The sequence below is a fragment of the Acinetobacter sp. OYA S30 genome, from assembly GCF_033599315.1.
Classification (GTDB): domain Bacteria; phylum Pseudomonadota; class Gammaproteobacteria; order Pseudomonadales; family Moraxellaceae; genus Acinetobacter; species Acinetobacter baumannii.
In genome coordinates, this window is the sequence record NZ_JAWVAV010000041.1 from 14,120 (window position 1) to 29,127 (window position 15,008).

The 15,008-nt window shown below is 39.4% G+C and carries 15 protein-coding genes; 6 read left to right on the forward strand and 9 right to left on the reverse strand.

The features are described 5' to 3' along the window. Positions 1–4 precede the first annotated feature (4 nt). The 5 genes from R5R67_RS16090 (at position 5) to R5R67_RS16110 (ending at position 3,394) form a co-directional block, all read left to right on the forward strand. On the forward strand, positions 5–661 hold the full coding sequence (locus tag R5R67_RS16090) for a hypothetical protein (RefSeq protein ID WP_000863327.1): 657 nt from the start codon (positions 5–7) through the stop codon (positions 659–661). Between the two features lie 341 nt (positions 662–1,002). Then, on the forward strand, positions 1,003–1,362 hold the full coding sequence (locus tag R5R67_RS16095; RefSeq protein WP_001096608.1) for a hypothetical protein: 360 nt from the start codon (positions 1,003–1,005) through the stop codon (positions 1,360–1,362). Between the two features lie 85 nt (positions 1,363–1,447). Then, complete coding sequence (locus R5R67_RS16100) at positions 1,448–2,413, forward strand: hypothetical protein (RefSeq protein WP_000377059.1); 966 nt, start codon at positions 1,448–1,450, stop codon at positions 2,411–2,413. Positions 2,414–2,421: 8 nt separating this feature from the next. Next, positions 2,422–2,982, forward strand: a complete 561-nt coding sequence (locus R5R67_RS16105) for a GTP-binding protein (RefSeq protein WP_000586670.1) — start codon at positions 2,422–2,424, stop codon at positions 2,980–2,982. Next, positions 2,975–3,394 (forward strand): roadblock/LC7 domain-containing protein, encoded by a 420-nt coding sequence (locus R5R67_RS16110; RefSeq protein ID WP_000949092.1) that lies wholly within the window; start codon positions 2,975–2,977, stop codon positions 3,392–3,394. The genes R5R67_RS16105 and R5R67_RS16110 overlap by 8 nt, the downstream gene beginning before the upstream one ends. Positions 3,395–3,445: 51 nt before the next feature. On the opposite strand, the gene R5R67_RS16115 is transcribed toward R5R67_RS16110, so the two are convergent. The 6 genes from R5R67_RS16115 to R5R67_RS16140 are packed head-to-tail and all read right to left on the reverse strand — an operon-like array spanning position 3,446 to position 11,813. After that, positions 3,446–5,386: an acetyl/propionyl/methylcrotonyl-CoA carboxylase subunit alpha gene (locus tag R5R67_RS16115; RefSeq protein WP_000672548.1), complete on the reverse strand. Its 1,941-nt coding sequence runs from the start codon at positions 5,384–5,386 to the stop codon at positions 3,446–3,448. A gap of 18 nt (positions 5,387–5,404) precedes the next feature. After that, positions 5,405–6,241, reverse strand: coding sequence for an enoyl-CoA hydratase/isomerase family protein (locus R5R67_RS16120; protein ID WP_000175510.1), 837 nt, complete (start codon positions 6,239–6,241; stop codon positions 5,405–5,407). 10 nt (positions 6,242–6,251) lie between these two features. Then, positions 6,252–7,409: an acyl-CoA dehydrogenase family protein gene (locus R5R67_RS16125; protein WP_000673016.1), complete on the reverse strand. Its 1,158-nt coding sequence runs from the start codon at positions 7,407–7,409 to the stop codon at positions 6,252–6,254. A gap of 42 nt (positions 7,410–7,451) precedes the next feature. Beyond that, the gene (locus R5R67_RS16130) at positions 7,452–9,065 is read right to left on the reverse strand and encodes an acyl-CoA carboxylase subunit beta (RefSeq protein WP_000154087.1); all 1,614 of its coding nucleotides are present in this window, start codon (positions 9,063–9,065) and stop codon (positions 7,452–7,454) included. A gap of 10 nt (positions 9,066–9,075) precedes the next feature. Beyond that, entirely contained in the window at positions 9,076–9,987 is a 912-nt protein-coding gene (locus R5R67_RS16135; RefSeq protein ID WP_000121937.1) for an SDR family oxidoreductase, read from the reverse strand. A 20-nt stretch (positions 9,988–10,007) separates the two neighbouring features. After that, positions 10,008–11,813, reverse strand: a complete 1,806-nt coding sequence (locus R5R67_RS16140) for an acyclic terpene utilization AtuA family protein (RefSeq protein WP_000002855.1) — start codon at positions 11,811–11,813, stop codon at positions 10,008–10,010. Between the two features lie 186 nt (positions 11,814–11,999). Between R5R67_RS16140 and R5R67_RS16145 the strand changes: the two genes are divergently transcribed. Next, positions 12,000–12,599 (forward strand): TetR/AcrR family transcriptional regulator, encoded by a 600-nt coding sequence (locus R5R67_RS16145; protein ID WP_000562189.1) that lies wholly within the window; start codon positions 12,000–12,002, stop codon positions 12,597–12,599. 31 nt (positions 12,600–12,630) lie between these two features. Here the strand turns inward: R5R67_RS16145 and R5R67_RS16150 are convergent, their stop codons facing one another. From R5R67_RS16150 to R5R67_RS16160, 3 genes are all read right to left on the reverse strand, one after another. Then, complete coding sequence (locus tag R5R67_RS16150) at positions 12,631–13,794, reverse strand: acyl-CoA dehydrogenase family protein (protein WP_001176660.1); 1,164 nt, start codon at positions 13,792–13,794, stop codon at positions 12,631–12,633. Between the two features lie 136 nt (positions 13,795–13,930). Next, entirely contained in the window at positions 13,931–14,494 is a 564-nt protein-coding gene (locus R5R67_RS16155) for a DUF4256 domain-containing protein (protein WP_000988423.1), read from the reverse strand. Positions 14,495–14,513: 19 nt separating this feature from the next. Beyond that, on the reverse strand, positions 14,514–14,864 hold the full coding sequence (locus R5R67_RS16160; protein WP_000455813.1) for a GFA family protein: 351 nt from the start codon (positions 14,862–14,864) through the stop codon (positions 14,514–14,516). Positions 14,865–15,008: the final 144 nt, after the last annotated feature.

Genomic DNA, 15,008 nt, shown 5'->3' on the forward strand with positions numbered 1-15,008 from the left:
AAGTATGGCATTTGATTTAGTCCAATACTTTGCTGAGCAAATAAAAATTCAAAAGCCTCAGCTTTTAAATCAATATCCAGCCAATGAGAAAAATAAGCTGATTGACGAAGTGAATATATTGACGCTTGGTAAATTAATCAGCTTATGGCGTCAGGACGACAATAAAATTTATCATGAAATCAAAACTGCCGATCCATTGTATATTCAAGAAGTTGCACGTCATCTAACTACGTCAAAACACAATAAGTCAGTTTTAAAAAATTCTGAACTTGAGCAAAGTATTTCTGAGATTCTGGCATTACAGTTAACAGAACTTAATCAACTTGATGAGACTGGTGGTTTCGGCCAAAGTGGTTTAAAAGAGCTCATTTTAGGGCAAGTTGAACATTTATCTGGCCAAGCTGAAGATTGGGTTTGGTCAACAAACCATCTAACAGAGCTCATTGGTTCTAAACCTGTTGAACAAGAAGAGCTATCATTGGATGCAACAATGAAGGAGTTCAACCAAATGGTTCACCAAGCCCAACCACATCATGAAGATTTACATGTTGAAGAGCAACCTATCGAAACTTTTATTCCTGGATGGTCAAAAGTTATCGCACCTCTTGTTGCTTTAGCTATTTTAGGTTACCTATATTGTATTTATACACATCTTATTTAATTTTATTATAATTATTTAAAAGAGGAACTCATAGTTTCTCTTTTTCTATTTAAATAAACATAATTTATCAATAAATATTCTTTTAACATTCTATTACAATTATTAAAATTAATAATAGAAATTATATAATGCAAACATGAGCACAGTATTAAATATTTAATGTAAAAACAATCTTATAATATTTTTTATAAGATGACATTTTTGGTCACTTATTTACTAAAACAACAATTTTGAAATTTATTTGATTTATTGACTTCAACTTGAGTAAAAATATAATGATTTTTAACTACTTTTAAGGAAAAAGTAGTAATTATAACTTTATAACCCTGAGAGATAAAAAAATGGCTAAACTTTCTTTAGATAGCTTAACTGAAATTGATGGTTTTATTGCATCTGCACTTGTTGATTCAGAAAGTGGTTTATCACTTGCTACACAAGGCGGTGGGGATATTGATTTAGAGCTGGCAGCTGCTGGAAACACAGAAGTCATTCGCGCAAAACGAAATGTAGCTAACGCATTAAAATTAAATGACAATATTGAAGATATTTTAATTACATTAGGGAAGGCTTATCACTTAATTCGTCCTTTAGAAAGTAATAATAATTTATTCCTTTATTTAGTACTTGATCGCGCCAAGTCGAATTTAGCCATGGCTCGTCATGAGTTAAAGTCCTTTGAAAAAGAGCTCGATTTTAGTTAATTAATTTAAGCTGTGCTCTTTATACTTAATATAAAGAGCACATATAACATTACAATATTACTTAATAAAAATTTAAAATGATACTATGGATAGCCATTGCATAAATATTGCAGTTTCTGGTTTAAGCTTAAAAGTTTCAGATGAATTAAAAATCTTAATCCGTGATTTGATATCTAATCAATATGGAATTAACTGGGTTAACATTTCTAGTAATCAGATTGATTTATTAATTATTAATGAAAACTTTTTTGATGCAGACAATATTCAAAATATTCTTAATAAGAAAAAATTTCCTTATTTAAAAATTACAAAAACACCTTTAGAAAATGGAGGCACTATACACGAACATACCTTACACTACCCTTTAGAAAAAACAGAACATCTCCGTTCATGGTTACAAGCAAATGTATTATCTCTTTTAAAACATACTGATGTTCGTTCCAACTCAACTTTATTAAATGAAATATCTATCATAGATGAGCAATTTATAAAAAATTTGCATAGCTCTGAAAATATTAAATTACATTTATTTGATGACAAGGGTACCTTGGCAATTATTGATAATAGAACTCAAATTGCTTGGTTAGAACCTTCTCGTCAAAAAACACAGACCAATATGAGTTTTAACTTTACCTTTGCAAAAACATCAGACTTTACTAAGGTTTCTCGTAAAAAGGATTATTACTTACAGGATTGGTTGTGGAATTTAATTTGGTGTTCAAAAGAATTTGAGAATTTAGCGTCAGCTGATGGTTACTTTAAAATTAATCATTGGCCACAACCCTATCAAAAAGAATATAGAAAAGTAAGCCTACAGCTCTCTGCCTGTTTTATTCAGGGAGCAAAAGTCACTGAAGTAGCTAAACAACTCAACCAACCTATCGATGTTGTTCTACGTTTTATTACAGCATGTTTAATGGCAAATAATGGGCAATATGTTTCCGCGAATAAGTGTTTTTACACGCCACAGACTCATTCAGAAAACTTAAATACAGAAAGTCATTTTTTAAAAAATTTTATAGGGAAAATTCGACGCCGTTTTGGCTTTTAAGGAACACTATGATTATTCAACAATATAAAATTGTCTTCGCAGGCAGTATGGGGGCTGGTAAAACAGAAGCGATCAAATCGCTATCTGAAATTCCAATTTTAGAAACAGAAGCATTTAATACTGATGTACAAAGTCACCAAAAATCACAAACAACTGTAGGGATTGATTACGGCGAAATTACTTTAGATGATGGTATTAAAATTGGGCTATATGGAACCCCTGGACAAAGCCGTTTTGATTTTATCTGGTCAGTTATTTGTAAAGGTGCGATTGGTATTATTCTTCTGTTAGATCACAATAGCTCTACTCCAATTGCTGAACTAGAAAGTTACTTGGAAACCTTTAAAAATTATAATGATAATATTGCGATTGGTATTACGCATATTGATGAAAATAAAGAATCTTCACTCCAACAGTATCGCAACTGGTTAGCAGAAAACGAACTTCAATATCCATTATTTTTTATTGATGCAAGAGAACAAGAGCAAATTTTAATGATGGTTGAATCATTAATTGCATCACTTGAAGTTAAGGTAGACGCAACATCTCAAGGGAAAGATCATGCTTAGTATTCCAGTTCAAAAACGAACCGCTCCAACACAATTGCTACAACTTGCAAAAAGTGAAGCCCAAAAAATTCTTATGAATACACGTGGTGTAGACTTTGTCATGATTTGTTCTTCAGATGGGTTTGAATTGGCAACAGTGAGCCACAAGAACTACCCTAATACCACCAAATTAGCAGCGGTGAGTAGCTCGATTTTGGCCATGGTCAGTGCATTTTTAAAAGAGATTCAACTGACTGGCTGTAATAACATCACATTAGATGCAGATAATGGCAAAGCCATTTTAACAGCGATTCCTGCTCTCCATCATCCGATGGTTATGGTTACCCTAAGTAATAGAGATGTACTTTTAGGGCAGCTGCTTTATAGCCTAAAAAAAGCAAGCCAAGTGATTGCAGAGGCAGATGGAGAATAACTCTTAAATTGCTATAAAAAAATACCGCCCAATAAGAGCGGTATTTTTCAATTAAGTATGAAGAGTAAATAGCATTTGCCGTTTTTTCACTTGTTGACCTTGCTGACCTAAAATTTCATCGACTACACCATCCACATCAGATTTAATCTGTTGCTGAATTTTCATGGCTTCAAGAATCAATAATGTTTGGCCCTTCACTACTTGATCGCCTTCATTGACTAGGATATTAACTACAGCCCCATCCATCGGTGCTCGAATTTTGCCATCTCCCGCTACATCGGTAGCTTCTGGTGCAGCGTAAGTCATATTGCGTATCAAAACATTGCCATTATCCCGATCTAGATAAAGCTGATCATCATCTAATACATATTGAACACGGCGACGTACACCATCAATTAAGTAAACTAGTTGCTCTGGCGTTTTCTCAAGCACATCAATACAAACTACTTGTTCACAGAACTGTACCGTGAATGTGTTATTTACAGATGAAAGCTGCAATTGAATTTGCTGATCGGCAGCTTGTAATTTTAACGGTAATGGCACACCAAGCCCAGTTTGCCACACTCTAGTACCTTTACTTTGGCTAAATAGTGCTGCAGCAATCGCTAAGGTTTCTAAAGATAAAACTTGATAGTGTAAGCTCGGATCATTTTTGAAATGCTGTTGGATGAATGCAGTATTGGTATCCCCTGCGACAACAACTGGATGGCGCAGTAAATTGACCAAGAACTGTTTATTACTATTCACTCCAAGTAAAACACTATCATCGACTGCACGAGCCAGTAAGCGAATCGCATCCTCACGGGTTTTCCCATAGGCAATCACCTTTGCTACCATCGGATCGTAAAATGGACTGACTTCATCAGTTGCTAACATGCCATGATCGATTCGCACATTTGGCAAAGCTGCAGGCTTCCAGCGTAAAACTTTTCCTGTTTGTGGCAAAAAGTCCTGACGTGGGTCTTCTGCATACAAGCGCACTTCGATCGCATGTCCATTTAAGGTCAATTCATGTTGCTTTAAAGGCAACTGCTCACCATTCGCCACACGTAACTGCCATTCAACTAAATCTAACCCCGTAATAAGCTCAGTGACAGGATGCTCCACTTGCAAACGGGTATTCATCTCCAAAAAGTAAAATGCACCCGATGCATCTAGCAAAAACTCAACTGTACCTGCCCCGACATAAGCACATGCTTTTGCCGCTGCTACAGCTGCCTCGCCCATTTGCTGACGTATTTCAGGCGTCATCACTGGACACGGTGCCTCTTCAACAACCTTCTGATGACGGCGCTGGATTGAACAATCGCGCTCAAACAAATACACATAATTACCATGTGTATCACCAAAAACCTGAATTTCGACATGGCGTGGAGCAATGACTGCTTTTTCTAAAATGAGCTCGCCAGAACCAAAAGCATTTTCAGCTTCTGAACGTGCGGTTTGTAATGCCTCAAACAACTCGGATGCTTGCTGTACCAAACGCATGCCGCGACCGCCACCACCCGCAGAAGCTTTGACCATAATTGGAAAGCCAATCTGCTCAGCTTGAGTTGCTAAATATTCGAGATCTTGTCGGTCACCTTTATAGCCCGGCACACAAGGGACGCCCGCCTCAATCATGGCGATTTTTGAAAGGCGTTTACTGCCCATTAACTCAATTGCAGAAGCGGTAGGCCCAATAAAGGTAATCTGATTATCGATACATGCCTGAGCAAAATCAGTATTTTCTGACAAAAAACCATAGCCGGGGTGAACTGCATCCGCCCCTGTTTTTTTGCAAGCTTCAATAATTTTAGCGATGGAGAGATAAGACTCCGATACTTTTGAAGCACCAATATAAACAGCTTCATCAGCCTCTTGCACATGGCGAGCATTACGGTCTGCATCGGAATAAACTGCGACGGTTTGGTAACCCATTGCCTTGGCTGTTTGCATAACTCGAACTGCAATTTCACCACGATTGGCAACCAGTATTTTTGAAAATTTCATTATTTTTATCCTTATCTCTTATGTTTCATCGGCCCAATTTGGTAACCGTTTCTGGATAAAAGCCATCGTTCCTTCTTGTCCTTCAGCACTACCAACCGCTTGAGCAAACTGCTGTGCAGCATCATCTAGCAACTGATTTAAAGGTTCATTGAGTGTTCGATGTAACAGTGCTTTAGTCACACGTGAAGCTTGAGGAGCTGCTCGTTTAATTTGCTGAATTGTTTCTTGTAAAGCTTGTTCAAGTTCAATTTCATTATGTGCAATTTGATGAACCACACCGACACTCAGTGCTGTATGCCCTTCAAAACGCATGCCGAGTAAAGCCAGTCGGCGTGCCTGAGTCAGGCCAATACGTTTCACCACAAAAGGAGCAATTTGAGCAGGAATCACACCAAGCCCAGTTTCAGGTAAACCAAACTGAGCATTATCACGACTGATGGCAACATCAGAAACACATGCCAGCCCAAAACCTCCACCTAACACCGCACCTTCTAAAATGACCACAACAGTCTGTGGTGCAGCTTCAACTTGCTCAAGCATGGCACCAAAACGGCGGTTAAAATTAGTATAAGGTTGTAGACTACCAACGTTAGTTGCTTCAACGCGTAAAGCAGCCATGTCTTTAATATCACCACCTGCGCAGAAAGTCCCACCTTCACCACGAATGATGACTGCACGAATTGAAAGGTCATCGAGAATGGCAGTAAAAACTTGTTGAATCGCATTGACCATATTCAAGTTCATGGCATTACGGCTCTCTGGTCGGTTTAACCAAAGATATAAAATACTGCCGTCTTGTTCTAATTGAATACTGTCATCAATATCTAAAGCTTGAAGCGATGCTGAAAGTGTCATGGCTGATTCCTTATTTTTGTTTTTTTGGCAAGATATCCATCAACTTACAAATAATCCCCAACATAATCTCATCTGCGCCCCCGCCAATAGAGCCTAAACGACCATCACGATATAGCTGGGATGCAGGGTTATCCCACATAAAGCCATTGCCGCCCCAATATTGCAAGCAGCTATCGGCAACTTCACGGCTTAAACGGCCTGCTTTGAGCTTTGCCATAGATGCCAGTTTGGTCACATCTTCACCAGCAATATGCTGTTCACACGCTTGGTATGTTAAGGCTTTAAGCGCTTCTACTTCAGTCATGAGTTCGGCAAAACGAAAATGGATATATTGGTTATTAATGAGTGGTTGACCAAATGTCGTGCGCTCTTTGGTATAGGCGATAGTCTTTTGAATTAAATTTTCCAAACCACCAATCGCATTAGCACAAGCCCATAAACGCTCTTCCTGAAATTGCATCATCTGCATCATGAAGCCCATACCTTCAACGCCAACCAAGTTACGCTGAGGTACACGTACATTGTCTAAATAAACCTGTGCTGTGGTCGTTGAACGCATCCCTAATTTATTTAACGGCTCTGAAAAACTAATCCCTTTAGTTTTGGCTGGCACAATAATCATCGACTTATTAACATGTGGTTTATCGTCAGATGTGTTGGCTAAAAGACAGAAGAAATCGGCCTGCAGTGAGTTGGTAATCCACATTTTGCTGCCGTTAATGACATAGTCATCGCCATCTTTTTTAGCAGTCGTTTTAATAGCAGCAACATCCGAACCAGCATGTACTTCTGATACTGCAATGGATGCAACATATTCTCCAGCAATGGCTGGTGTTAAAAACTCATCACGTAATTCTTTGCTACCAAAACGCGCCAAAGCAGGTGTTGCCATATCGGTTTGTACACCAATGGCTAAAGGCACACCGCCGCAAGCTGCGCGTCCAATTTCTTCAGCAACAACCAAGTTATAAGAGTAATCTAAAGCCAGACCACCATTTTCCTCAGGCTTACAAATCCCCAATAGGCCAAGATCACCCATCTTTTTAAATACATCGTGGATCGGGAAACGTCCAGCTTCTTCCCATTCCGGAATATTCGGATTCAGTTCATTTTCAACAAATTGACGCGCTGTGCGACGTAATGCTTCATGTTCGGCAGTAAATTTCATGGTGTTGTTCCTATTAATTTTTTTAATTACGGTAAAGATTGATTAAAAACGAGACACACCAAAACGGGTCGGATTTAGTTCGCGTTGCTGTGCTTCATAAATAGTTTCTAAAAGGAAAATAAGTAATTTTCGGGTATCTCGCGGGTCAATAATGCCGTCATCATGTAGCATGGCCGTATTGAAAAGAGCGGTAGATTGCTGCTCTAATTTCATGGCCGTACTTTGCTCAAGAAAATCGAGCATTTGCGGATTCGGTTCCTGCCCGGAAGCTTTTTGTTTCCCTTCAGCAACAATACGTAGTACCTTTCCGGCCTGTGCAGCCCCCATTACAGCAACATGCGAGTTCGGCCAAGCAAAAATAAAATCTGGCGATAAACTCCGACCACACATTGCGTAGTTACCAGCACCATATGACCCTGCCACAACGATTGAAATTTTAGGTACAGTACAATTGGCAACCGCTTGAATCAGTTTTGAGCCATGCTTAATAATGCCATTTTGCTCGGCATCGGTTCCCACCATAAAGCCAGTAGTGTTATGTAAGAATAATAACGGGCGGTTAGTCTGTTCACATAAGTGAATAAACTGCGCTGCTTTCACTGCTCCTTGAGGGGTAATCGGACCATTATTGGTAATAATACCGATATGCAAACCACCAATTTTTGCCCAGCCACATACCGTTAAATCATCATATTCCTGCTTAAATTCTAGAAAATCTGAATCGTCAATAATGCGGGCAACCACTTCTTTCATATCAAATGGTTGTTTAGGATCACTTGGAATCACACCCAACAGTTCCTCGGTATCGTAACGAGGCTCTTTATAAGTCACATCAACTGGTTTGATTTGCTCTTTCCAGTTGAGGTGTTCAAAAATTTCACGTGCAAGCCGAATTCCATCGGCATCATTTTCTGCTAAGTATTCTGCGGTTCCAGCAACCTGCGCATGCATTTCCGCCCCACCCAATTCCTCCGCTGTGGCGACTTCACCCGTGGCAGCCAGAAGTAAAGGTGGACCTGCAAGAAGCATCTCTGTTTGTTTGCGTACTACAATGACATAATCCGAAAGACCTGGTTGATAAGCTCCTCCTGCCGTTGCGTTCCCATGTACCACTGCAAGTTGTGGAATACCTGCTGCAGACAAACGTGCCTGATTGGCAAAAGTCATACCACCATAGGTAAATACTTCAGCTGCATAATTTAAGTTAGCGCCGCCACTTTCGGTCAGCGTAATCAGCGGGAGTTTTTGTTCTAAGGCAATTTTTTGCAAACGCAAAGTTTTCTGTACGCCCATAGGAGACATGGTCCCGCCTTTAATCGCGCTATTACTTGCAGAGACCAGACAACGCACACCACTGACAAAACCAATGCCAGCAATTACACCACCACCAGCTTCGGAGCCATCCTTGTCATCATGCATGTTGTAGCCAACCAAACCACAAAGCTCAACGAAAGGTGAATCAGCATCAAGCAATAACCGTATACGCTCATGCGGCAGAATCTTGCCCTTTTTATCGAATTTCGGTTTAGCAGCATACGATTTATCAATGCTTTTTTGCTGAATTGCACGGACTTCACTCAGCTGAGCAAGCAGTGCCTCTTTATTCTTTTGATACTGTTCACTACCAACAGTAATTTCGGATTGAAGAATGGTCATTTTTTATTCCTCACTCCGAGCCTGAATTATTGCTTTGCTCGACTTTCTCAGTCTTATCTTTTTTAAAAATTTCAGGAATAAACGCGCGGTGGAAACCATTATAAGATTGACTATTTGTTGCTTCGGCTAGTGGGTACATGCGTGTCCCTTGCGATGCAGCGCCATCTATACGCAAAGTTACACCTGACACAAAAGCCGCAGCATCGGATAGTAAATAACAAATTGCCGATGAGACTTCCGACTCAGTTCCCATACGTTTTAACGGTACATTGCCAGCAAGATTTGGAATAATTACTTTGGCAAAATCACCGCTATAATTATCCATACCGGATGACACAATCCACCCTGGTGCAACCGCATTTACACGAACACCAGATTTGCCCCACTCAACCGATGCTGTTTTAGTTAAGTTATCAACCCCTGAACGCGCAGCACCAGAATGTCCCATTCCCGGCATACCACCCCACATATCAGCAGTCATATTGACAATACTGCCACCATGTTTAGCCATCCATTGGTTATAAGCTTCACGCATTAGATAGAAAGTTGCGTGTAAATTATTACGCACGACTGCATCGAAACCATTCGCCGAAATATTCTCTAAAGCTGACGGAAACTGGCCGCCCGCATTATTCACCAAACCATCGAGTTTGCCGAATTTCTCAATCACTTCGGCAATCATATTTTTCACTTGTTCTTCTTCACGGTTATCACAAACAATGAAATGAACTAAACCACCATCTTCTATTATTTCTTGGCTTACTTTCTCTAATTTTTCAATTTTGCGTCCTGTAATCACTACTTGAGCGCCAAGGGCTGCAAGCTCATGTGCAGTACAACGGCCAATTCCTGAGCCACCACCTGTCACAATAATGACTTTATTGGCGAAAGCATCTGGTCTAAATATTGATTGATAACTCATCTTTGTTTCATCCATTCATTTTATTTTTCTAAAAGATGTGCCGGAACTTTAACAGGCATATCCAATAACTGTTGGGCAAAGGCTTTACCTTGCGGATCAATACGTAAGCTGGCAACACCACCACCGCCTAAGGCATTCTCCAACATAAAATTCAGTGCATTTAAACCCGGTAACTCATAACGAATTACTCGCCCTTTCTCAGCATCCAAGACATGTTGCATATAGCTTGCAACAGACTGTTCAGTTAGTGCTGCACGAATCCATGGTAAATAGTCTGCTTTACGTGCAATCACGCCAATATTGCTATGATTGCCTTTATCACCACTGCGGGCATGCGCAATTTCAATCAAAGGAACTTCAATTTCATCTCCTTGATAAACTGCATTTTCACCTGCCGTTAATGTAAGCAATTGCTCTGTAGAATCCCCTTGTGGAATCTCAACTGGGTAACGTTTGCCTTCAAAATCAATTTCAATATTCAATTGATTTTTATCAATTAAAAATGAAAATAACTTAATCACTGGAGATGCTTTTGGTCGACCTCCAACAATTCCTGCCAAGGCTGGAGCCATACCTGTTGAAGCTTGTGCAATTTCAGATGCAAAGAACATACATGCTTCTTTAAACATGTGTTTTACAGCTATTTTAACTACCACTTCACGACTATTTAATGTTTGGGCATGGTCGCCATAGGTACTTTCAATACCTAAAATTTCAACAGACTTTTCACTAAATGGCGGCACTGAGCGCATTGCTAAAACACGTTCGCACTTAGTCAAAATCGCATCAGCAATGACTTGTGCTTTTTGTGGTGCCTCACGTCCTGCAATGAGGAAACTCACTAAAACCCGATAACCATCAGGATAGGTCGCGCTGACTTTATATTGTGTAGTTGGTGCTTGTCCTTTTGCACCCGTCACACGAACTCGGTGCTCCCCGACTTGCTCTAAATGCACGTGGCTGAAATCAGCAATGACATCGGGTAGTAAATATGCTTGAGGATTGCCTATTTCATAAACAATTTGCTCTGCAACAGTAGCAGTAGAAACCAGACCACCCGTACCTTGAGGCTTAGTTACAACAAATGAGCCATCTTCACTCACTTCAACCACTGGAAAGCCCATGTTGTCGAAGCCCTGTACCAATTGCCAATCGGTAAAATTACCACCCGTACATTGGGCTCCACATTCAATCACATGACCTGCCAACGAACCTTGCGCCAATTTGTCATAGTCATCTAAAGGCCACTGATATTCATGAAGTAAGGGTGCAAGTATCACAGCAGAGTCAACTACACGACCCGTAATCACAATATCTGCACCTAAGTCTAAGGCGTCACGAATAGCAACCGCGCCTAAATAAGCATTACTGCTTGCCACCTGTTCTGGCAACGCTTCTCCGCTAAACATTTCTTGAATATTCTGTGATTTTAGCTGCTCATGTTTTGGCAAAAGATCATCACCTAACACCACAGCCACTTTCAGATCTAGACCATACTCTTTAATAATTTTTTGCAAGGCATCCCGACAAGCCAATGGATTAACACCACCCGCATTACTAATCACTTTAATCTTTTTTTCAGCAATTTTTTTTAATAAAGGTGCCATGACTCGGCTGACAAAATCTAAAGCATAACCATGTTTCGGTTCTACCATCTTCGCTTTTGCCATAATCGACATGGTAATTTCGGACAAATAATCAAAAACCAAATAATTAATATCGGTCAAATGCACTAACTGAAAAGCGGCAGTATTGGTATCTCCCCAAAACCCAGAGGCACACCCTATTTTTACGACTCGATGATCATCCTGCTGATTATTTGCCATTCTATTTCTCATTATTTTGTCTAAAAATCAGCCTCAACATTACCAAGCAAGCGCTTGGTTTGTAAAGCGCAAAATGTTATTGTGATGTTGACCAAATCTTCCAAATTCGGCAAATAATCTGAAATGCGATGAAATTTAGTGAAAATTTCCACTATAGACTTTTAGATAAAGGAACAAACTGAGCACATGATTGCCACCTCAATTGAACAGATTCCAAATATCCCCTGCTTTGATGACAGTCCACGTGGCCGTTTATTGCACGGTGCAGCCTATCTTTTTCATAAGCAAGGCTATGATAAAACCACTGTTCGTGAACTTGCTCAGTTTATTGGAATCCAATCGGGAAGTTTATTTCATCATTTCAAAAGTAAAGATGATATCCTCGCTCATGTGATGGAACAGACCATTATTTATAATCTTGCCCGTTTAAATGATGCAGCAACTCAATATACAGACCCAGAACAACAATTACGTGCTCTTATTAAAGCCGAACTGATCTCAATTACTGGAGATACTGGTGCAGCCATGGCTGTGTTGGTGTACGAATGGTTCGCTCTATCAAAAGAAAAGCAAGATTATCTTTTAAAAATGCGTAATGAATATGAACAAATCTGGCTCGACGTTATAGAAAAGTTACGCACGCAAGGTAAAGTCAAACACGATGCTTTTATTTGGCGACGCTTAATTGGCGGTGCAATTTCATGGACTGTAACTTGGTATAAATCTGAGGGTAAAGTCAAAATTGATGAGTTAACCGAAATGGTCTGGGAAATGGCTTTGAAATAAAAAAGGTGGCTCAAAGTCCACCTTATAAGAATTAATAACCAAACTGTTTACTAATCAAATCTTTCATAATTTCTTCAGCACCACCGCCAATCATATTGACCTTCACTTCACGGTAAATACGTTCTGACTTGGTACCTCGCATAAAGCCCATACCACCTAATGTTTGTACAGCCGCATCAGCACAAAATTGCATAGTGCGAGTCGCAACATTTTTAAGCATTGAAATTTGCGCCACCAACTCAGGTCCTTGTAACTTCGGCTGAGTCATTTTCCATGCTGTTTCTTCAAGTAATGCCCGCGTTGAGGTCAGTTGGGTTGCCATATCTACCAATTTATGGCGTACTACTTGATGATCTATTAATCGCTTACCAAAAGTTTTACGTTGCTGTGCCCACTCTAAAGCTTCTTCATAACAGACTAATGCATACCCATAAGCGACTACTCCCAAGAAAAACCGCTCCATATTAAAGTTATTCATAATAACTTTAAAACCGGCATTTTCTTTGCCAAGTAGATTTGATGCAGGTACTCGTACTTGATCAAAATGCAAATGTGCCGTATCTGATGCCCACCATCCCATTTTCTTCAAAGGCGTTTTAGTAATACCTTCACTATGTGCATCAATGAGTAACATTGAAATGCCTTCTGCACCCGTTTTTGTCGGATCAGTACGCACTGCAACTGTATAATAGTCTGCACGAATTCCCGATGTAATAAATGTTTTCTCGCCCGAAACAATATAATAATCCCCATCTCTGACAGCTTTAGTCTGTAATGCAGCAACATCTGAACCGCCACCAGGTTCTGTAATCGCTAAAGCCGAAATTTTCTCACCGGAAATAATACCTGGCAGAACTCTAGCCTTTAACTCCTCACTCCCAAAGTGCTGAATGGGAGGGGCGCCAATGGTATGGACCATGAGCGAGATATGCACCCCACCTGAACCCGCCTTTGCCATTTCGATACCAGCCAGTAATGAATAGAATGGATCTGCATCTGGAATACCACCATATTCTTCTGAAAAACCTAGACCCAATAATCCAATTTCGGCAGCCTTTTTATAAAGTTCTCTTGGGAATGTCTCAGCCTCATCCCATTCATTAACGAAAGGTGTCATTTCTTTTTGTACAAATCTACGAACATTATCGGCAAAAGCTATATGTTGTTCATTATAGTAAATTGGATTGAGCTGCATTTTTAGAAATGTCCTGATGTTTTTATTTAATTCCAGAACATATCTTGTCATGTTTACCATGAGTCAAAAGTTGCAAGAATCTCCATTTTCTTGGCATAAAATATCAAATCCAAACGATCGAGTTGATTCGCAAGACCTATACCCTTAAACAGCAGCGAAAACCACGAGCTGCATAATATGACTGGGCTCCGTTGTGATAGATGAAGACTCGACCATAGCGACGGTCCGCAAAAAGAGCTCCTCCTAATTTTCGGATTTCCTCTGGAGTAGCAAGCCAGCTTGATGTTTTTAGATCAAACTCCCCGAGCTGTTGTAATTGGTGATATTGCTCTTCTGTTAGGAGTTCAGCCCCTATTTCTTGGACTAAGTCTATTGCGCTATTTTTAGGAGGCTGATCTTTTCTAGATTCTAAGGCCTCTCGGTCATAGCAAAGGCTTCTACGACCTTTCGGTGACTCAACAGAGCAATCTATAAACAAATATTCATCTTTCTGCTGGTCATAAGCAATAACATCCGGCTCTCCTCCTGTATTTTCCATTTCCTGCAATGCCCATAGTTTGTCTGGAGACTTAATGAGTTTAGCTCGCACATTCGTCCAATCAATTTCTTTATGTCGATGTATATTCTTTTCAAATCTATTTTTTAATAATTCAAGCAACATATCTATTTGTTTTGAAGTTAATTGTTTTTTAGTCATTATTGAATAAACCTTATAGTTATTAAACAGAACGCCCATCAAAATAATTTATTTTTATCTTTTCTAAATCAATATCATCTATACATCGAACATTAATCGCAAAGATCAAATTACCTTGGGCATCTATACCTTGAGCATAGGGAGGAATACCGCAATTTTTACAGAAATAATGATTAATCACATGCTTGTTAAAAGTGTAATTCGCTAAAATATCAGGAGAATCTAAAGTAACGGTAACCTGATTAGCCGGCAGGAACCAAAGTAAAGACCCTTTCTTTTGGCAGATAGAACAATTACAAGATAAGGCTTCTGTTAGCTCACCTTCCGCGGCAAACTTTACCTGACCACAATGACAACTTCCTTTATATTCCATTTCATTTTTCCTATTTCTAATTTTTTATAGTTTTATAATATTCTGCCGTTTAGTTCAATTTTCAATCTAATAGAACCGAGTAAGCATCCAAAAATGATTTGTAGTTCTATATTTAAATAATTCTCTATTGATTTCTTTCTTGCA